Below are 20,131 nucleotides of genomic sequence, written 5' to 3' on the forward strand. Positions count from 1 at the left end.
GCTAATCTAGGTATTGTGCGGAGGTGGTAGTATGTCCCAGAAAAAAGTTGCATTGGAATGTACAAAGTGCGGTGCGCGTAATTATACGATTACCGCTAACCCTCAACGACAAGAACGATTAGAATTACGCAAATTTTGTAAACATTGCGGTGAGTACACTATTCATCGCGAAAGCAAATAGTGGAGGAAAATATGCACTTAATTCGATTTATTAAGAGTGTTAACCACGAAATGAAGCTAGTTGTATGGCCAACAGCAAAAGAAAATCGTCGCGACACGACCATTGTTGTATCATTGACACTGTTCTTCGTACTATTCTTTGCTCTGTTTGATTGGTTAATTCAGTTAATGATGAAACTCTTTGTTTAACATTAGTAGTCAAATAGAAATTAGTTTGTTATACTAAGTCATAAGGAACTTCGTAGCTATTACGGAGTTTTTTATTTTACTGAAATAATTGATTTTACATTATGATAGGAGGATTCATCGTGGAATCACATGAAAAACGTTGGTATGTGCTTCATACCTACTCTGGTTACGAAAACCGGGTGAAGAGTAACTTGGAATCACGTGCTCAATCAATGGGAATGCAGGATTACATTTTTCGAGTAGTTGTTCCTGAAGAAGAGGTTCGTCAAGTTAAGGACGGTCAAGCAAAAGAAACAGTTGAAAAGACGTTTCCTGGCTATGTTTTAGTTGAAATGGTAATGACTGACCAAGCTTGGTATATTGCTCGTAATACACCTGGGGTAACTGGTTTCTTAGGATCTCACGGTGGTGGATCAAAGCCGACTCCATTGCTTCCTGAAGAAGTTGACCGGATTATGCAACGGATGGGAACTGAAACAACTGTTAGTGATATTGACGTTAAGGAAGGCGATACGGTTAAAGTTATTGCCGGTTCTTTTGCTAATATGACCGCAAAGGTTGTCGAAGTTGATCATGAAAAGCAAAAGATTAAGGCAACAGTTGAGATGTTTGGTCGGGAAACTGCGGCTGAGCTTGGCTTTGACCAAATCGATACATTTTAGTTGATTTTTAAGAAAATTATTGAAAAGCATAAAAAAATGTGGTATGTTTCTCTAGTATGCTATTAACATACTGTGGGAGAGGTAAAACTTACTGCCTCATCATGACCACAACACGGACTAAGGAGGTTTTGTCTCGTGGCAAAGAAAGTAGCTAACGTTGTCAAGTTGCAAATTCCTGCCGGTGCAGCTACACCAGCTCCACCAGTAGGTCCTGCACTTGGACAAGCAGGTATTAACATTATGGGCTTCACTAAGGAATTCAACGCACGGACTGCAGACCAAAAGGGTATGTTGATCCCAGTTGTAATTACTGTATATGAGGACCGTTCATTCGACTTCATTACTAAGACGCCACCTGCTGCTGTCTTACTAAAGAAGGCCGCTGGTGTTGAACATGGTTCCGGTGAACCTAACACAAACAAGGTTGCTTCAGTAACGAAGGACCAAGTTAAGGAAATCGCTGAAACTAAGATGCAAGATCTAAACGCAGCTGACGTAGAAGCAGCTATGCGCATGATTGAAGGTACTGCTCGTAGTATGGGCTTCACTGTTGAAGGCTAATTACTAGCAGTCGGGATGCCTCATGAAAATGATGCACCCACGTGGGAGGTATAACTCCGCTAGACCACATTTGCAAGGAGGAAAACACAAGATGGCTAAAAAACGTGGTAAGAAGTACCAAGACGCGCTCAAGAAAGTTGACAGCAAGAAAGAATACGCTGTTAAAGACGCTGTCCAATTAGTAAAAGATATTGCCTATGCTAACTTTGATTCTACTATCGAAGTAGCATTTAACTTAAACGTTGACACAAAGCAAGCTGATCAACAATTACGTGGTGCCGTTGTTTTACCAAACGGTACTGGTAAGGATCAAACAGTTATTGTATTCGCTAATGGTGAAAATGCTAAGGCTGCACAAGAAGCTGGTGCTGACTTTGTTGGTGACGATGACTTAGTAGAAAAGATTCAAGACGGTTGGCTTGATTTTGATGTTGCAATCGCAACACCAGATATGATGCCTAAAGTAGGTCGTTTAGGACGTGTCCTTGGACCTAAGGGCTTAATGCCAAACCCTAAGACTGGTACTGTTACAATGGATGTTGCTAAGGCTGTTAATGACGCCAAGGCTGGTCAAGTAACTTACCGGACTGACCGTGATGGTAACGTTGCTGTACCATTCGGTAAGGTTTCATTTGATACTGACAAGTTAGTTGAAAACTTGGCTACTTTAGAAGATATCGTGGCTAAGGCTCGTCCAGCTTCAGTACGTGGAACTTACATCAAGCACGCTTCCATTTCTTCAACATTTGGACCAAGTGTTACGCTTGATTTAACTACATTTTAATTTGAAATAATTAAATAAAAAAAGACTTCGGGGAATATTTTCTCGAAGTCTTTTTTTGTGAGGAGAAATATAATGCAGCTAACGAAAAACAGGCCCTCAATGATTTTAATAATAATATTGACAGTTTTATTTGGAATTAGTTCATTAGAAAATGCGGCAGCAAGTGATAAGCGCGATTACCAAATTAAACAGAATGATATTTACGTGAAAATTAACCGTGATGGTAGTGCCGACGTTACTCAACAGGTTCGATATCAATTTACTGGGAATTATCACGGGGTTTTTATCGTCCAAGACACAAAAGGATTGGGGAAAATTAACCAAATTCAGGTAGCTAAGGATAACTTTCCGATATCTCACTTACTTAAAAGACCAGAATTATATTTTACCCAAGCAGAAAATGTGGGGCAAAGTGATCAAATATTATCGTTAAATGATTATTTAAAGTATAACGATGTTTTCTTCCAACCGAATACTGACGCTGATGGAGAAAAGGCACAGGGAGACTATCGGATAGTCAGCTCCGTCCCTGATAAAGCGAAAACACAAGTTATTACTTATCATTATCATTTAAGTGCAGTTGCTAAGCGATACCTTGATACAGGTGAGATTAATTGGAAAATTATTGGGCGTAGCTGGGAACGTAAATTACAACAAGTTAGGATTACAATTGAAATGCCAACAGCAAAGGGGAAACAATCCTTGTGGGTTCATGGTGCTAAGTATGAACACAGAGTATGGGATAAACATACTGCCACTATAAGATTGACAGCAGCAGATGTTGACCAATACCTTGAGATTCACCTGCTTTTTCCTAAACAGGCAATTGATAAGGCACCTTTACATGCTAGCAAACAGCTCGCAATTGCTCAAAAGCAGGAACAAAAAATTGCGGGTGTTGAACAGTTCTTTATCGAACGGCACCCAGCAAATTATTTAATAGTAGCGATTATTTTAATGCTTCCGTTTGGCATTTATGGACTTTATTGGTTAATTCGTAATCGCCAGAATTTAATTAAACGTGACCATGTTAGTGAACATCTTCATCGGTTTGACCTTCCTTCCTTACCACCAGTACAGGCTGCTTCAATTTACCAATCAAGCTTAAGAGAGAATACGGGAATGATTCTCTTAGCAACTGAATTAGCTGCTCTTCAATTAGCGGGAAACATTAAAGTTGAGGGAGAGCTAATAAAGTGGGAAAAAGGAACTGCTGATGATTCAAAATTTATCTACTTTTTAACGCATAATTATGGTGATGAGAATAATCAAGTATCATTAAAGCAAGTTAAGAATGATGAGAATAACACCCTTTATAACCATTGGCTCAGTGCTAAGGACGAATGGAGTAGTTTAGGCGAAAAAGATAATCCAGCTAAAGCCAGTTTTGATAATTTCTCGTGCGTTTACTTTTTAGGGGTAGCGTTTATTGCTTTTTTGTGTTCGGGATTAGTTACTAATGGTTTTAGTATTGGCCTTCTTATCCGTGCTTTAACGCGGGTAAGCGAAATAATGATAATTGGGTTCATGCTGAGTGTTTGGCAACCGTTTGAAAAGATTGAGAAGCTGCTTTTTAAAAAATACGATTTTAAAATAAGTTGTTGCTTATATAGCTATGTCCTAGGAATAATTGTTTGTCTTCTTCTTTTTGCTGTGGATAGTTTTAGCCATAGTAGTATTGGTATTTTTGGACTCAGTTTTAAGACTATTTCTCAACCTGTAATTGTTGGCATTTTAATATGCGGGCTGGGCTTACAGGCATTGAATATGTTTGTTGATTATCGCTATGTTTCTTACAGTAAAAAGCAGTACCAAGATTTGGTTGAAGTACTGCAATTTAAGCAAATGATCCATGATATCGGCCGGTTTAATAAAAAGCAGCTGCCAGATCAAACATTATGGGGAGAATATTATGTATATGCAACAGCAGTCGGTGAGACGAGTGAATTTATAAAGGGATTAGAGAAACAATTTGGGATAAATTTAGTCGAGGAAAATCTAAATCACCAATTGCAAGGCATTTTTGCAAATGAATGGGGAATTCAGCACTTTGCTAACAGCATAATTAGCAATAGCGAGGCGAAGGCAGTTAATAATAGTGAAAGTTCGTTTGATAGTTCATCAGGCGGTTGGGGCTCTTCTGGCGGTGCAGGTGGCGATTCTGGTGGTGGCGCCTTTTAACAAATGATCGCTGAAAAATTATTATCGAGTTTTTGCTTAATTTTAAATTAGCCACTTCACAATCAAGTATTGTTATGCTATATTATTAACCGATGATAATTTGATTAAAGAAAAATTAGAAAATATCATCAAAAGTTAAATATTATTAAGGAGTGACGACAATGACACAATTCAAATTTTCAAAACGTGTTCCAGCAGATGGTACGGATGCGGTTGGCGCAATTTTAAAAGCAGCGGCGGATCCAAAGATTATTTCCTTTGCTGGTGGATTGCCGGCACCCGAATTATTTCCTGTTAAAGAGATGAAAGCTGCTGTTGACAAGGTCTTTGATGAACATGGACAAGAGGCGATGCAGTATGGTGCCGCTAAAGGGGTTACTGCATTACGTCAGGCAATTCAACAGCATGTTAAAGAAAAAGAAAATGTTGATTCGGAATTGGACAATGTCTTAGTTACAACTGGCTCTGAACAAGCATTAGATTTAGTAGGGAAGGCATTTGTCAATCCGGGTGATACGGTTTTAGTTGAACAACCAACATATTTATGTGCATTAGATGTTTTCAGGTCTTATGGTGCTGAATTTGCTAGTGTTGAAATGGATGAAGACGGGATGAAGATGGATGCGTTAGAAGAAGCATTAAAGACTCATCCAAATACTAAATTAGTCTACACAGTTCCAAACTTCCAAAACCCGACTGGAAGGACAATGGTTGAAGAACGCCGTAAGAAGCTTGCTGAATTAGCAGAAAAGTATGATGTTTATGTCTTAGAAGATAATCCATATGGTGAGATTCGTTTTGCTGGTCAGCATGTTCCTGCAGTTAAGTCTTTCGATAAATCCGGCCATGTATTTTATATGAGTACTTTCTCGAAGACCTTAGCACCAGGTTTCCGTTTAGGCTGGGTAGTTGCTGATAAGGATGTCGTTAATAAGTTGACTGTCCTCAAGCAGTCAGCAGACCTCCATACTGATAATCTAGGTCAGTATGCGGTGGCGCAATTCTTAGCTGACAATGACCTTGATGCTCACGTTAAAGAAATTAGCGATTTATATGGTAAACGTAAGGACTTAATGTTAGCCGGTATCAAGAAATACTTCCCTGAAGGTGTGACATACACTGATCCAGAAGGTGGAATGTTCTTATGGGTTGAAGTTCCAGGGGTTGACGATACCGTTGAATTATTTAAGGAATGTCTAGAACATAATGTTGCATTTGTTCCTGGCGATCCATTCTTTGCCGGTGCGCCACAGCCTGGTGCTTTCCGCTTGAACTACTCCAATATGAAAGAAGATCAAATTGAAGTTGGGTTGAAGCGCCTTGGTGAAGCATTAACAGCTGCCGTTAATAAATAGGATTATTCAGCCATTAATAAATATAAATCCTAAAAATAAGTGAAAGGTTGTGGAATATTTTCCGCAATCTTTTTTTTGTTACGGAAAATAAAACGAAATAATTGTCATTAAAACCGTGAAGGACCTGTACTTTAAGTTATTTTTGCTTATAATTATATTAATTGCTGAAAAGTTTTAAATATTCGGGTTTCAAGCTATCTGATGTAGATAGTAATAAGCATTATCAGAAAGTTTTTAAGGGAAAAGGAGTTTTTGATAATGTCATTGATTGATTTTACGAATGCTGGGATGGCAACAGCGGTTATTTTTATTTTAATGTTTATGTTTACGGTGTCCTTCTTGGTCAGTTTCCTGTTTTGGTTAATATATCATCAGAACATGAAAAAGGGATAAGTAACGATGCTGGCATTAATCTTCACATTAATTTGGGGTACCGCCCTTTTTATTTTTTGTTTTATTCATTGATTAGTCTTTTGTTTCGGATGATTTCATATCCGCATGACTTTCATCAATTCGCGGGAAACCAAATACCGAATGAGATTGACCATGATTTGCGTTATTTTGTAATCGTCCCTTGTTTTAATGAGGCGGCAGTTATTCAACGAACCTTAAAACATTTGCTGAAGTTTAAGCAGTTTGAAATTGTGGTTGTAGACGATGCTAGTAGCGATGAGTCAGTCGCACAGATTAAGCGGGTTGCTGATTCGCGAGTGCATCTTTTACAGCGGTATGTGCCCAATGCCCATACTGGTAAGGGGGACGTATTAAACTTCGCTCTTGATTACATTTGCCAAACCGCGATTCGTCAACATCTTTCTTTTGAAAAGGTTATTATTGGGGTTATAGATGCCGATGCTCAACTCGCTGATAACGCATTACAGCGGCTGAATGCATATTTCTCTTCGCCACAGACTAATGTTACCCAAATGCGTGTTAAAATGTATCCCCGTTTTAAGAATCAATTACAGGTTTTACAAGATATTGAGTTTTTTAGTATTAATCATATGGCCCAGATTATGCGAATGTATACTAGGACAGTTGGTTTAAGCGGAAATGGTCAATTCTTTCGCCTTCAACCGATTATTACGGAGATCGGATTGCATCCATGGGGAAATGCACTCTTAGATGATTATGAACTGACAATAAAAATGATGTTAAAGCGCATATATGTGGATTATATGACGGATACATATGTTTACCAGGAAGCTCTAACGTCGACTAAACGCTTTATTCGTCAACGAAGCAGGTGGGTTCAGGGTGATCTGAACTACCTTAAATACCTGCCTAAAGTTGTTAGTAGCCGGATCCTAAGCCGAACGCAGAAACTTGGAATCTATTATTTTTTACTTCAGCCGTGGCTTAATTTTCTAGCCGATATAGCGATTATTGTTTTAACAACAATTGCGGTGACGCATTGGCATGTTCTTTATGGAAAACTACCACCGATAACGTTTGTGATTGTAATGGTTGGATTAGCTGGATTTTCCTTGTTTTGGGGGATTATCTTCGGTTTATTTTATCGTCATGACCTGTTTCATTATAATGAACCGCGCATAAAACAACGACGGTTAGTTCTCCTGCCAATTGGAATTTCATATATGTATGTTATTTTATTTTTTAGCATTATCATAGCTTTTTGGCGGTGGTGTTTTCATCAGAATTCATGGATTAAAACAGAGCATGGGAAAAATGTTTCTTAAATTTATCAAATTCAAGGATTGTGTGGGAGAAAATAGTGGAAAAGATAAAAGTAATGACTGTATTTGGGACTCGTCCAGAAGGTATTAAGATGGGACCGGTAGTGAAGGCGTTAGAACATGATGACCGTTTTGCATCAGTAGTAGTTTCAACGGGTCAACATGCTGAAATGCTTCAACAGGTTTTAGATGTTTTTCAAATTACCCCTGACTATGATTTGAAAATAATGCGACCGCGGCAAACGCTAACGGGAATCACGATAGAAACGATGACAAAGCTAGAACCAATTATAAAAAAAGAGCTGCCGGATATTGTGTTGGTGCATGGCGATACAAGTTCAGCCTATGCTGCTGCCTTGGTAGCTTTTTATAATCGGATTGCCATTGGTCATGTTGAAGCAGGTTTACGGACATGGGATAAATATTCGCCATATCCAGAAGAAATGAACCGTCAGATGATTGATGACCTTGCTGATCTATATTTTGCCCCTACCCAGACAAGTGCAGAAAACCTGGCAATGGGAAATCACCGTCAAGGGATAACCGTCACGGGAAATACGGCAATTGACGCATTGAAATATACGATTAATCGTTCTTACCATCATCAGGTTTTAGACGAAATTAAACCAGAAAACAAGGTAATTCTACTTACAATGCATCGGCGGGAAAATTGGGGACAGCCGATGGAAGAAACCTTTAAGGCTATTAAAGCAGTAGTAGACCAAAGAGATGACATTGACGTAATTTATCCTGTCCATCTTAATCCTAAAGTACAAACAGTTGCACAAAAGATTTTAGGAAATGATAGCCATTTTCACTTAATTTCACCATTAGATGTTGTTGATTTTCATAATATTATGAGTAAAGCATTGCTGGTGATGAGCGATTCTGGTGGGGTTCAAGAGGAAGCACCGGCGCTCCACAAACCGGTACTGGTTTTACGTAATACGACTGAACGCCCAGAAGGAGTAGAGGCAGGGACGCTTAAATTGATTGGTAACCAGTATAATAATGTTGTTAAGGAATTGTCATTATTATTGGATGACCAGGTCGAATATCAAAAAATGAGTTCCGCTAAAAATCCTTATGGGGATGGTAATGCTAGTGAACGAATCTTAAATGCAATTGCTGAATGGGCAAATAAAATATAAAAATCCCTTTACAGGACTTTCGTAAATATGTTAAACTATGAAAGTTGATTAAATATGACTCTGCCTAAGACTCAGGTGGCGAAAGCCTTAATCGTATGCCTGCCGAGGAAGAAATGAAAGTTCCTTCTCTATGTCTGCGGTCATAGGGATTTTTTATTAAATCCGATCAAAAATACATTGCAGGAGGTGAAAATTCATGAGTGAAGCAGCTATTGCTAAAAAGGCTGAAATCGTTAAGCAAACTTCTGATATGCTTAACGCAGCCCAAAGTGCTATCGTTGTAGATTACCGTGGTTTAACTGTTGCTGAAGTTACTGACTTACGTAAGCAACTTCGTGACGCTGGTATCAAGATGTCAGTTATCAAGAACAAGATTCTTGATCGTGCTGTTGAAGGTACTGATTACGAAGAACTTCGTTCAACTTTTGTTGGTCCAACTGCTGTTGCCTTCTCTGACGAAGACCCAATTGCTCCAGCTAAGATCTTGAAGAAGTTCGCTGATGACCACGACGCTCTTGAAATCAAGGGTGGTTTCATCGAAAAGAGTGTTAAGACTCTTGACGAAATCAACGAATACGCAAATATGCCAGGACGCGAAGAACTGTTGTCAATGCTTGCATCTGCATTGCAAGATCCAATGCGGAAGATTGCTCGTGCAGTCAAGGCCGTTGCCGACAAGGAAGACGAAGCCGCATAATTGCCGTATATCAATACAATACAAAATTAAAATTAATTACCTAAATATTGGAGGAAATAAACATGGCTTTTGATAAGGATGCTATCATTGCTTCATTAAAAGAAGCATCAATCTCTGACCTTAACGACTTAGTTAAGGCTATCGAAGAAGAATTCGACGTTTCTGCTGCTGCTCCAGTTGCAGTTGCAGGTGCTGCTGGCGGCGACGGTGCTGCTAAGGACAGCTTTACTGTTGAATTAACTGAACCAGGTTCAGCTAAGGTTAAGGTTATTAAGGCTGTTAAGGACATTACTGGTCTTGGTCTTAAGGACGCTAAGGACCTTGTTGATGGCGCTCCATCAGCTATTAAGGAAGACGTTAAGGAAGACGAAGCTAACGACATCAAGGAAAAGCTTGAAGCCGCTGGTGCTACTGTTACCCTTAAGTAGTCAAGTTTCATTAAAAACAAAAAACAGGTTGAGTTTAACGACTCAGCCTATTTTTTTGTTCTAAAATAACACTCTTACCTATTTTGATTATTTTATTGCGACAATTAGTTATTAATAAGCCTGTTATCCATTAAAGTAACAAAAGACTAGAAAATATTACCCAATTATTTAGTTTGAAGGTGTGGAATGATGTGTATTTTCGCTGTCAATTGTCCGGTAACCAAAGTAGAATTGAATAGCAGCGATAGCAATATTAACCCAATTCATGGCAATAAACCAGCCATTAATTGCGCTTGCGTCATGTGAAACACCGTAGTAAACCCAAAAACCAATAACAATTGCACAAACATTGATCCAAGCAAAGGTCTTTTGCAGTATTTGATTGTTAAGTTGGAACCACATCCAGATAACGTTAATAACAAACCAAATGGCTAAGATCCAAAAAATAACATTAAATAACATAGGACATCTCTCCTTAAGAGTAACGATAAATTGATGTAGTTAACATCAATCTAGATTGACAAGAAATTTTTGCTTATCATACCTAATCAATGTAGTTAGCAGTCGCGGTTAATCAAGGATGGGTAAAAAAGAAAGCTAATTCTTGGAAAGCTGTTGCTTAGCATCTTCATACCCATCAACATAGTCTTGAAGTGCATGCATTTTGCCTCTAACAAACTTATTGAACGAGTTAATTACTTTTTGCGGATACTTACGAAAGGGTTCTAATGCTTTATAATCTTTAACGGCACGATTGTATCCCTTTTGGTAGGCATTAGTAGGGACACTGTCTGTCGGATGTTCTCTCTTTTTCAACATTATTATCACCTCTTTTGTTGCCCTACCATGATAGTAACAAGGTTATAAAAACGTTTCCAATAATATGGTATAAAAATATAAATATTAGACGTTAAAAGAAAAGCTGGTTAAAACTGTTGGGTATAGTTTTTAACCAGCTTTTTATCAATTAATTTTCTTTACCTTTTAGCAGTTCAGTAATTTCTTTGAGGTATTTAACTTCCTCACTTGGTTCTTCAGCCTTTTTCTCTTCTTTTTTACGGAAAGTGTTGATTGCTTTAACCATTAAAAAGACAACAAAGGAGATAATCAAGAAATTGATGACGGCATTTAGAAAACTTCCGTATTTAAATTGGGCATCACCAACGGTCCAAACCAGATTTGATAGGTCAATTTTGCCAACAAATAAACCAATAAGCGGATTGATCAGGTTGTTGACCAATGATTTTACAATAGAGGTAAAGGCAGCCCCCACAATAATACCAACTGCCATATCGATTACATTACCCCGCGCGATAAACGCTTTAAATTCTTTTAACATAAAATATTCTCCTTCTAGTAATGCGAGGGAGAGACAACTACAACTATATTTTAGCAAAACTAATTAATAAATTGGGGCGATACGGGCGGGTAAATATTACTTTTAAATTTTTTTAAATAAATTATTGCATATTATATTATGTTTGTATATTATATTACGTATAATATAGTGTAAGAAAAAGGAGGGGGCAAGAATGAAGATTCAAATAACGGCAGATTTGCTTGACGGTATGGTTTTAGCAATTCTTGAACACCAAGACTATTATGGTTACGCATTAACTCAACGAATGCAGTCAGCCATTACTATTTCTGAGTCGACGATGTATCCGGTTTTGCGGCGATTAAAAAAAGATGGTTATTTAACAACCTACGACCAGCCTTATCAAGGACGTAATCGTCGCTATTATCAAATAACATCAGCTGGCAAGGAGCATTTACAACGGGTTCGCAAGCTCTGGACCGATTATAAAAATAGTTTAGATAGAATCTTTTATGCAACAGGTGAGGGGGAAAATAAAGATGAATGAACGTCAGAAATATATTAATGATTTGGCCGTAAACCTAAGTCAGTTGACTGATGAAGAACGAAATGATGCTTTAGAATTTTATGATGAATATATTGCAGATGCTGACCTTGATACACGAACGGCGATTGAAGAAAAATTAGGAACGCCTCGGCAGTTAAGTCATAAGATCTTAGCCGATTATTCGATTAAGGCTAATAATGAAGCGGTAAAGGATGGGCACCCTGCTTCACCTCATTCTAGCTGGCGCGTATTTTGGTGGGTATTGGTAGCAATCATTACTTCGCCAATAACTTTTGGACTAGGGATAGCGTTGTTAGGGCTATTATTGGCAGTAGGCGGAGTTGCCATCGGTTTAATTATTGGTGTTGTTGGTGTTGCTTTAAGTATTGCCGCAGTGGCTGTCGCTTCTCTCTATATTGGGATTGGCTTAATTACTACCGTTCCGTTTAGCGGGCTGTTCTATGTTGGGGTAGGATTGACACTTGTCGGTTTATTCCTAGTTTGTTTGCCACTGTGTTACTGGTTTATCCGGATCGTTATTCAAGGTATTGCAAACTTTGCTAAGTTCATTTATGCAAAGGTGCAGGCAAGGAGGGAGAAGTAAATGAAAAAAGTATTTAAAATTGGCTGGATTGTATTAGTTTTAGGGGTAATTATGCTTGGTATTGGCTATTTTAATAACGGTGATAAGGCGGTTTATTTTGAGAACAATCGACCAGCAATTCTTCATTCATCCACCAAAAAAATAAGCACTAATAAGCATTTTGAACGAATTGATATTACAGCTTCAACAGCCAATGTGGTAATTCGTGAAGGGAAAAAATATCAAGTTACTTATTCTGGGATAAGCAATCATGCGCCTGCAGTATCTGTTCATAATAATGTCGCTTCAATTCGACAAACCGGTGAGTTCCCGTTTATGGTTAATTTTAACCACTATGGTCTTCATCAAGACTTAATTACTGTGACGGTTCCGCGTGATCAGGCATTAGCTGGCCGCATTCACTTAGAAAGCGGCAACTTGTCAGTGTCCAATGCTAAGTTAGATAATGTTGACGTTGATGTTGATTCAGGAAATGTTGAGTACCATCAAGTTACATTACGAGGTGGCAATACTAAGATCGAATCCGGTAACTTTACCGGGCGTAATCTAACGGTTCAGGGACACTATACCGTTAACAATCAGTCTGGTGATAATACGGTTACGAATACAACTGTTGATGGCTACTTCCTCAAGACTGATGCTGGTGATAATGAGCTTAATGGTGAAGACAAAGGTGAAGAGACATTACATCAAAATGATAATGCGGAAAATGTCCTTCGATTATTAACTCAATCTGGTGATAATGAAGTGAATTAGTCAAAACGTCATTTTTAATAGAAAATAATAAATCCCCCAACATCTTATTTTCCAGATGTTGGGGGATTTTAGTAGGAGAAAAGTCTTATTTTAATTATGCTCTATGCTTTAGATTAGTTTTCTTCAACGCCAGTACCATCGTAGCAACGTTCAAGTAATTCCTTAAGTTGACTAACAAGTGGTTCAACTGGGTTAGTAGTAGTACATTGATCTTCGTAGGCTAAGCGAGCAAGATCATCAACAGCCTTATCGAAGTCTTCACGTTTAACACCATTGTCCTTAAGGCTTAACTTAACACCACATTGGTGAGCAAGTTCGATAACTTTCTTAGCATATGCTTCAGCTAATTCTTCATCAGTGTTACCTTTTAGACCAATGAAACGTGCGATGTCAGCGTAGTCCTTAGTTGCGTGGTAAGTCTCATAGTGAGGCCAGAGAGCAAGCTTTTGTGGACGCTTGGCATTAAAGCGGATAACTTGTGGCATTGCAATGGCAATAAGTAAACCGTGAGGAAGACCGAATGCTCCACCCATCTTGTGGGCAAGGGAGTGGTTAATACCTAAGAATGCTTGACCAAATGCCATTCCGGCCATTGTTGAGAAGTCGTGCATCTTACGACGAGCTAACTTATCACCTTGAACTGACTTAGGAAGGTTTTCCATAACACCCTTGATTGTTTGGAGAGACCAACCACGAGTGTAATCAGTTGCCATTACTGATACGTATGATTCAGTTGCGTGACATAAAACGTCAAGTCCAGTCCAGGCAGTAGTAGTTGCGGGAACAGTTTCAACGAATTGAGAGTCAACGATCGCAATGTTTGGAGTTAATGCGTAATCGGCAAGTGGGTACTTAACATGAGTTTCTGAGTCAGTGATAACCGCAAATGGAGTAACTTCTGAACCAGTACCTGAAGTAGTAGGAATACCGATAAGTTGTGACTTAGTAGGCTTCTTGATTTGGTAAGCACGCTTACGAATATCAAGATACTTTTGCATAACGCCGTACCATGAAGTTTCTGGGTGCTCGTAGAACATCCACATAGCCTTTGCAGCATCCATTGGTGAACCACCACCAAGGGCAATAATTGTATCAGGCTTGAAGTCGTTCATCATGGCAACACCTTTTTCAACAGTGTGAGTTGATGGATCTTCTTCAACATCGTCAAATACTAAGAAGGCAGTGTTGTTTTGACGTTGACGTAATTGGTCGATAACTCGTTGAACGTAACCACGCTTGCTCATTCCAGGACCGGTAACGATGAATGCCCGATCAATGTTTGGAATATCTTGCAATTCTTTTAGTGAGTTGCGTTGAAAGTATACTTTTGGGGGGATCTTAACCCATTGACGGTTTTCACGCCGCTTTGCAATTGTTTTGATGTTTAAGAGGTCCCAATCAGTAACGTTGTGAGAAATTGAGTTGCTACCGTATGAACCAGTACCTAAAGTAAGGGATGGTGTCATGTTGTTGTAAATGTTACCGATACCACCAATACCAGATGGTGAGTTAACGATAATCCGTGAAGCACGCATTTCAAGACCGTACTTAGTAGCTAAGTCATCATCAAGGGTGTGGATAGCAGCAGTGTGTCCTTCACCACCGTAGTGTAATAATTGAGCACAGATGTCAAAGGCATTTTCGTGGGAAGTAGCCTTGTACATTGTTAATACTGGTGAAAGCTTTTCAGCTGAAAGTGGGTACTTGTCACCAACACCTTCATATTCAGCAATAATAACCTTAGTATTGTCAGGAACTTTGATTCCACACATGTCGGCAATAGCGTTTGCTGAACGACCAGCGATTGGACCACGAACTTGATGACGGTCTGGGTCGATGAAGCCATCAGTAAACTTGTCAATTTCATTTGGCTTCAAGAAGTAACAGTTCCACTTTTGGAATTCTTCCTTAACCTTGTCGTAAATTTCTTCATCAACAACTACAGAGTTTTCAGTAGCACAAATCATACCGTTATCGAATGTCTTGGAAAGAACAATATCGTAAACAGAACGTTCGATGTTAGCGGTCTTTTCGATGTAAGCCGGACCGTTACCAGGACCAACACCAAGGGCAGGGTTACCAGAACTGTAAGCTGCCTTAACAAGAGAAGGACCACCAGTTGCTAAAATAGTAGCAGTATTAGGGTGTTGAAGTAATGCAGTAGTGTTTTCACGACTACTTTCAGGAAGCCATTGAATCATGTTCTTTGGGGCACCAGCCTTTTCAGCGGCTTCTTGAAGAATCTTAGCAGTCTTGATAGATGACTTCATTGCTTGACGGTGGAATGAGAAGATGATTGTATTCCGCGTCTTAGCACTGATGATTGACTTGAAGATAGTAGTGGAAGTTGGGTTAGTAACAGGAACGATTCCGGCAATGATACCAAGAGGATCAGCAATCGTGATAGTTTGATCTTCATCGTTGTCTTCGATAATACCAACAGTCTTATCGTGACGGATGTTGTTCCAAATATATTCACTTGCGTAGATGTTCTTGATAGCTTTATCTTCGGCAATACCACGACCAGTTTCATTAGCAGCGTCAACAGCTAAATCCATATGGTGTTCTTCAGCAGCAAGGGCCATTGCTTGACAAATTTTGTCAACTTGCTCTTGTGAGTAGTAACGTAATTGTTCGAAAGCAGCTTGGCTCTTAGCCATTAAATCGTCAACTAGCTTTTGAGCATTTTGCTTTTTCTCTTCAGCAGTTAATTCTTTCTTTTCAACTTGTTTCTTGTTGTTAGCAGGCATAATTGAAATCTCCTTTTTCAATTCTTTTTCTTTGTTAACTTTTGAACATGTATAATATTACTACATTTTTTTGGTTTGTAAATACCTTTGTGAACGTTTAAACAATGGTTATTTTTATTGAATTCGCTTACATTGTTGTAGGGATAAAGTTGATATAACAGTAAAAAATATTGGTATTATTTTTAAATGACCTGATAAGTAAATTATCCAAAATCAGATCAATTGATTTAGATTTCACAATAGCAAATTAATAATAATATTTTAGGAAAAAGGATCCTTTGTTTGAATAATCTTTAATTAAAAATAGGATTTAAATGCTATCAAGTGGAATCTTACAGCAGGATTTATTATAATTCTTGGCTCTGTACTTTTGGGATTATTTGCTGGGTTGCTATCTGCTGGAATAACGTGGAAGAATATTAAAAAAATTAACTGATACTTAAGAAAAAGCGTGATCAAAATATTCGTAATTACATCTTAGTATATAAAAATGGGGACTCCAGAGTTCAACATAGTTGAGCTCTGGAGTCCCCATTTATAAATTGCATTATTTAAGCAATTAAAGTTTATTTTTCGATTTAATCGCGAGCATTAATATCTTTTCCCGCATTTGGATCTTTAACGTCATAATCGCTATCATTCATTGCTTCAACGGCTCCCATGCGATATCCATTACCGACTTGGCTAAAAAAATCATGGTTAGAAGTTGAAGTTGAAATACCGTTCATAACAACTGGGTTAACGTCAGAAGCAGTATCAGGGAAGAGCGGGTCTTGACCAAGATTCATTAAAGCCTTATTAGCATTATAACGAATAAAGGTTAATACATCGTCTGTCCAGCCAACTTGATCGTAAAGAAGGTGAGTATACTTTTCTTCATTATCATAAAGTTCATAAAGGAAGTTATACATCCAGTCTTTCATATCTTGTTGTTGCTTTTCAGTCAGATCCCGCATTCCTACTTGGAACTTGTATCCAATGTAAGTTCCGTGAACAGATTCATCACGAAGAATTAATTTGATGATTTCAGCAACGTTGTTTAACTTGTTGTGTCCAAGATAATATAGAGGAGTATAGAAACCAGAATAGAATAAGAACGTTTCAAGGAAAACATTAGCTACTTTTTTCTTGAGTGGATCTTGGCTTGGATCAAGATACATATTAGCAATCTTCACAGCCTTGTTTTGCAAATATTCTTCCGTATCAGACCATTCAAAGATTTCTTTGATCTGTTCAGGGGTATTAAGAGTAGAGAAGATTGTGGAATAACTCTTAGCATGAACTGATTCCATGAATTGAATGTTATTAAGAACGGCTGTTTCATGAGGAGTCTTAACATCCTCTTTAAGGGCAGTCAAACCAGCTTCTGACTGAACAGTGTCAAGAAGGGTTAATCCACCGAAAACGTGGCCAACAGTCCATTGGTGATCATCATCTAATTCACGCCAGTCATCCATGTCATTAGCAACAGGAATTCGGGTATCAAGCCAGAATTGTTCTGTTAACTTTTCCCATGTGGCTTTATCGATCATGTCCGAAACTTCATTCCAGTTGATTGCATTATATTGAGTTACAGGTTTAAATTCTTCCAGTTTCATTGATTGAGCTCCTCCAAATACGTTGCTCTTGGTAAGTGGTGTTTTTTACCAAAAAGCCATTTGTATACATAATATCAAGTTTACCAGTGCCCAACATTTAAATCAAATTTCAATGGGGCTTAGATTACACAGCTTTCACATTGGTTAGCACCAATCTCATCGCTATCATCAGTAAACGTCCGAATATAATAAATTGATTTAATACCACGCTTATAAGCATAGTGCCGTAAGATGTTTAGGTCACGGGTAGTCATTTTATCTGTCCGTCCATCTTTCCATTCATAAAGCCCGGCAGGAATCGTTGAGCGCATAAAGAGCGTCATTGAAAGTGACTGGTCAACGTGTTGCTGAGCAGCGGCATATGTATCAATTACTTTCCGCATATCCATATCGTAAGCTGACCGGTAATAAGGCATAGTATCATTAGAAAGATATGGGGCTGGATAATAGATTTTACCAATCATTTTTTCTTGACGTTCTTCAACACGGTTAATGATTGGGTGCAAGCTGGCAGTAGAATCATTGATATAAGAAGTTGAACCATTTGGCGCAACAGCAAGACGATATTGATTATAGAGACCATCTCGCATAACATTTTCCTTTAGCTTTTGCCAATCTTCAGTGCTTGGAATAAAAATTCCGTCAAAAAGATCCTTAACCACATCAGATTGTGGTCCCCAATCCTTAGTGACGTACTTATCAAAGTATGTTCCGTTAGCATACTTACTGTTTTCAAAATCATGGAAAGTTTCCTGTCGTTCTTTAGCAATCTCATTTGAAGCGACAAGCGACCAGTAGTTTAGAAGCATGAAGTAAACACCGGTAAATTCAATGGCAACTGGACTGCCGTATTGAATATGATGCTTAGCAAGATAGCTGTGCAGTCCCATTGCCCCTAAACCAACAGAGTGCGCAAGACGATTTCCGTTTTGAATAGTCGGAACAACATCTAAGTCTTCTACATCACTAATTCGTGTTAAGCCACGCATCATTGCCTTAATAGATTTACCAAAATCAGGACTTTCCATCATATTTGCAATATTAGTTGAGCCAAGGTTACAATTAATATCAATTCCCATTTCTGAGTATGATTGATCGTCGTTTACCCGTGCAGGTACTTGTACTTGAGCGATTTCTGAACAGAGGTTGCTCATGACAATTTTACCATTGATTGGATTATCACGATTTTCCGTATCGATATTAATAATGTATGGGTAACCAGATTCTTGCTGGAGTTTACTAATCTCATCTTCAAGATCACGGGCATTAACCTTTTTCTTCCGAATCTGGTCATTTGCTGCGAGCTTGTCGTACTCTTTAGTAATATCAACGTAAGAGAATGGCACTCCGTAAACTTTTTCAACATCATAGGGACTAAATAAGTACATCTCAGCATTCTTTTCAACTAATTCATAGAACTTATCAGGAACAGTGATTCCGAGTGAAAGAGTCTTAAGGCGGATTTTTTCATCGGCATTCTCTTTTTTTGCTCCTAAGAATTCAATGATGTCTGGGTGGAAAACGCTAAGGTAAACTACTCCGGCACCTTGCCGTTGACCAAGCTGATTAGAATAGGAGAAACTATCTTCCAATAATTTCATGACCGGCACTACGCCACTGGCCGCACCCTTAATCTTTTTAATCGGTGCGCCAGCTTCACGTAGGTTGCTTAGATTGATTCCAACACCGCCGCCGATCTTTGAGAGCTGGAGAGCAGAATTGATGGTTCGTCCAATCGTATTCATATCATCGGTTGGTTGAATAGCGAAGCAAGAGACAAATTCACCACGCCGCTTCCGTCCAACGTTAAGAAATGTTGGAGTTGCAGGCTGGTAACGCTGGTGAATAATCTCATCAGCAAGCTGCATTGCTAGTTCTTCATCTCCATTTGCCAAATAAAGAGCATTCATAGCAACACGGTCAATGTAGTTTTCAAGGTAGTATTCCTTGTCATTCGTCCGCAAAGCATATTGCGCGTAGAATTTATATGCGGCCATGAATGAGTGAAAGTGAAAATTTTGTGCTTTTAAGTAGTCGTAAAGCTTTTCAATAAATGCCTCACTATATTTGCTCATAAAGCCGTCTTCAATATAGTCATTCTCCTCTAACCATTGAAAACGTTCTTTTAAGGAAGAAAACTTTTTAGTGTTCGGTACAACGTTATTTTTGATAAAGTCTTCCAAGGCTAACTTATCTTTATCTAGTTGAATTTGTCCGTTTTTAGGGATGTTTACTTCGTTGTTGTAATCGTAATATTTTACTTTGGTCATATCGATATCAGATAACGCCATTTTAATAACTCACTTTCTGGATTAATTTGATTATGTCAATAAAGAAGCCAGCGCACCAATAGCGAATTGATGCCTGGCAAGAGTGCTAGATTAATTAAAATTAAGCAAGCTGGTTTAATTGATCAGGACGAAAACCAGAAAATGCTTGACCGTTGGGAAGTTTTACAACAGGTGTTGCCATAAAACCTTCAGATTTAAGTTGGGATATGTATTCTGGCTGTTCATCTATATTATGTTCAATAAATGAAATTTTGTGTTGTTCGAGGAAATGTTTTGTCATTTTGCATTGAATACAATTATTTTTTGAAAATACAGTTACCATTTTCATGAGGCCTCCTAATCGGTTAGTCGATGTTTTCTAGTATAACGGGGAATTGAAAAA

At 38.4% G+C, this 20,131-nt stretch carries 22 protein-coding genes and 1 other annotated feature; of the genes, 15 read left to right on the forward strand and 7 right to left on the reverse strand.

The genetic code is table 11. The annotated features are described in order from the left end of the window. Window positions 1–31: 31 nt before the first annotated feature. The 12 genes from rpmG to rplL all read left to right on the forward strand — a co-directional run bounded on the left by rpmG (window position 32) and on the right by rplL (window position 9,885). Window positions 32–181, forward strand: coding sequence for a 50S ribosomal protein L33 (rpmG, locus tag IEU90_RS09405; protein WP_153710741.1), 150 nt, complete (start codon window positions 32–34; stop codon window positions 179–181). An 11-nt stretch (window positions 182–192) separates the two neighbouring features. Continuing rightward, window positions 193–369, forward strand: coding sequence for a preprotein translocase subunit SecE (gene secE / locus IEU90_RS09410; protein WP_003666294.1), 177 nt, complete (start codon window positions 193–195; stop codon window positions 367–369). A gap of 119 nt (window positions 370–488) precedes the next feature. Beyond that, window positions 489–1,031, forward strand: coding sequence for a transcription termination/antitermination protein NusG (gene nusG, locus IEU90_RS09415; RefSeq protein WP_163705319.1), 543 nt, complete (start codon window positions 489–491; stop codon window positions 1,029–1,031). Window positions 1,032–1,166: 135 nt separating this feature from the next. Next, window positions 1,167–1,592 carry a 50S ribosomal protein L11 gene (rplK, locus tag IEU90_RS09420; protein ID WP_163705318.1) on the forward strand — a complete coding sequence of 142 codons (426 nt, stop codon included), beginning with the start codon at window positions 1,167–1,169 and terminating at the stop codon, window positions 1,590–1,592. 91 nt (window positions 1,593–1,683) lie between these two features. Then, window positions 1,684–2,376 (forward strand): 50S ribosomal protein L1, encoded by a 693-nt coding sequence (gene rplA, locus IEU90_RS09425; protein WP_029507891.1) that lies wholly within the window; start codon window positions 1,684–1,686, stop codon window positions 2,374–2,376. A 72-nt stretch (window positions 2,377–2,448) separates the two neighbouring features. After that, window positions 2,449–4,557: a DUF2207 domain-containing protein gene (locus IEU90_RS09430; protein WP_188358055.1), complete on the forward strand. Its 2,109-nt coding sequence runs from the start codon at window positions 2,449–2,451 to the stop codon at window positions 4,555–4,557. A gap of 161 nt (window positions 4,558–4,718) precedes the next feature. Beyond that, window positions 4,719–5,912, forward strand: coding sequence for an aminotransferase-like domain-containing protein (locus IEU90_RS09435; RefSeq protein ID WP_153710738.1), 1,194 nt, complete (start codon window positions 4,719–4,721; stop codon window positions 5,910–5,912). Window positions 5,913–6,170: 258 nt separating this feature from the next. Continuing rightward, window positions 6,171–6,305: a hypothetical protein gene (locus IEU90_RS11450; protein WP_259395043.1), complete on the forward strand. Its 135-nt coding sequence runs from the start codon at window positions 6,171–6,173 to the stop codon at window positions 6,303–6,305. 89 nt (window positions 6,306–6,394) lie between these two features. Further along, window positions 6,395–7,612, forward strand: coding sequence for a glycosyltransferase family protein (locus IEU90_RS09440; protein ID WP_229723664.1), 1,218 nt, complete (start codon window positions 6,395–6,397; stop codon window positions 7,610–7,612). Between the two features lie 35 nt (window positions 7,613–7,647). After that, window positions 7,648–8,760 carry a non-hydrolyzing UDP-N-acetylglucosamine 2-epimerase gene (wecB, locus tag IEU90_RS09445; RefSeq protein ID WP_308738386.1) on the forward strand — a complete coding sequence of 371 codons (1,113 nt, stop codon included), beginning with the start codon at window positions 7,648–7,650 and terminating at the stop codon, window positions 8,758–8,760. Window positions 8,761–8,805: 45 nt separating this feature from the next. Continuing rightward, window positions 8,806–8,924: a sequence feature (ribosomal protein L10 leader region), on the forward strand. 32 nt (window positions 8,925–8,956) lie between these two features. Continuing rightward, window positions 8,957–9,457: a 50S ribosomal protein L10 gene (rplJ, locus tag IEU90_RS09450; protein WP_153710736.1), complete on the forward strand. Its 501-nt coding sequence runs from the start codon at window positions 8,957–8,959 to the stop codon at window positions 9,455–9,457. Window positions 9,458–9,519: 62 nt separating this feature from the next. Continuing rightward, a complete protein-coding gene (rplL, locus tag IEU90_RS09455) occupies window positions 9,520–9,885 on the forward strand; it encodes a 50S ribosomal protein L7/L12 (RefSeq protein WP_153710735.1) in 366 nt (121 codons plus the stop codon). A 168-nt stretch (window positions 9,886–10,053) separates the two neighbouring features. On the opposite strand, the gene IEU90_RS09460 is transcribed toward rplL, so the two are convergent. From IEU90_RS09460 to mscL, 3 genes are all read right to left on the reverse strand, one after another. Beyond that, complete coding sequence (locus IEU90_RS09460) at window positions 10,054–10,347, reverse strand: hypothetical protein (protein WP_153710734.1); 294 nt, start codon at window positions 10,345–10,347, stop codon at window positions 10,054–10,056. A gap of 135 nt (window positions 10,348–10,482) precedes the next feature. Next, entirely contained in the window at window positions 10,483–10,704 is a 222-nt protein-coding gene (locus IEU90_RS09465; protein WP_153710733.1) for a hypothetical protein, read from the reverse strand. A gap of 148 nt (window positions 10,705–10,852) precedes the next feature. After that, window positions 10,853–11,224 (reverse strand): large-conductance mechanosensitive channel protein MscL, encoded by a 372-nt coding sequence (gene mscL, locus IEU90_RS09470; RefSeq protein WP_153710732.1) that lies wholly within the window; start codon window positions 11,222–11,224, stop codon window positions 10,853–10,855. Between the two features lie 193 nt (window positions 11,225–11,417). Here mscL and IEU90_RS09475 point away from each other — a divergent pair, with 193 nt between their 5' ends. Genes IEU90_RS09475 through IEU90_RS09485 form a run of 3 tightly spaced genes read left to right on the forward strand, consistent with a single transcriptional unit; the run spans window position 11,418 to window position 13,110 of the window. Further along, window positions 11,418–11,750 carry a PadR family transcriptional regulator gene (locus IEU90_RS09475; protein WP_153710731.1) on the forward strand — a complete coding sequence of 111 codons (333 nt, stop codon included), beginning with the start codon at window positions 11,418–11,420 and terminating at the stop codon, window positions 11,748–11,750. Continuing rightward, window positions 11,743–12,354, forward strand: coding sequence for a DUF1700 domain-containing protein (locus IEU90_RS09480; protein WP_153710730.1), 612 nt, complete (start codon window positions 11,743–11,745; stop codon window positions 12,352–12,354). Before IEU90_RS09475 ends, IEU90_RS09480 begins: the two co-directional genes overlap by 8 nt. Continuing rightward, window positions 12,355–13,110, forward strand: coding sequence for a DUF4097 family beta strand repeat-containing protein (locus tag IEU90_RS09485; protein ID WP_153710729.1), 756 nt, complete (start codon window positions 12,355–12,357; stop codon window positions 13,108–13,110). Between the two features lie 113 nt (window positions 13,111–13,223). Here IEU90_RS09485 and adhE read toward each other — a convergent pair whose 3' ends face one another. The 4 genes from adhE to nrdH all read right to left on the reverse strand — a co-directional run bounded on the left by adhE (window position 13,224) and on the right by nrdH (window position 20,071). Continuing rightward, on the reverse strand, window positions 13,224–15,860 hold the full coding sequence (gene adhE, locus IEU90_RS09490) for a bifunctional acetaldehyde-CoA/alcohol dehydrogenase (RefSeq protein WP_153710728.1): 2,637 nt from the start codon (window positions 15,858–15,860) through the stop codon (window positions 13,224–13,226). 578 nt (window positions 15,861–16,438) lie between these two features. After that, window positions 16,439–17,458 (reverse strand): class 1b ribonucleoside-diphosphate reductase subunit beta, encoded by a 1,020-nt coding sequence (nrdF, locus tag IEU90_RS09495; RefSeq protein WP_188358056.1) that lies wholly within the window; start codon window positions 17,456–17,458, stop codon window positions 16,439–16,441. Between the two features lie 119 nt (window positions 17,459–17,577). Further along, window positions 17,578–19,749, reverse strand: a complete 2,172-nt coding sequence (gene nrdE / locus IEU90_RS09500) for a class 1b ribonucleoside-diphosphate reductase subunit alpha (protein WP_153710726.1) — start codon at window positions 19,747–19,749, stop codon at window positions 17,578–17,580. A gap of 100 nt (window positions 19,750–19,849) precedes the next feature. Continuing rightward, entirely contained in the window at window positions 19,850–20,071 is a 222-nt protein-coding gene (nrdH, locus tag IEU90_RS09505) for a glutaredoxin-like protein NrdH (protein ID WP_153710775.1), read from the reverse strand. Window positions 20,072–20,131: the final 60 nt, after the last annotated feature.

It is taken from the genome of Limosilactobacillus caviae (assembly GCF_014635905.1).
GTDB classification, from domain to species: Bacteria; Bacillota; Bacilli; order Lactobacillales; family Lactobacillaceae; genus Limosilactobacillus; species Limosilactobacillus caviae.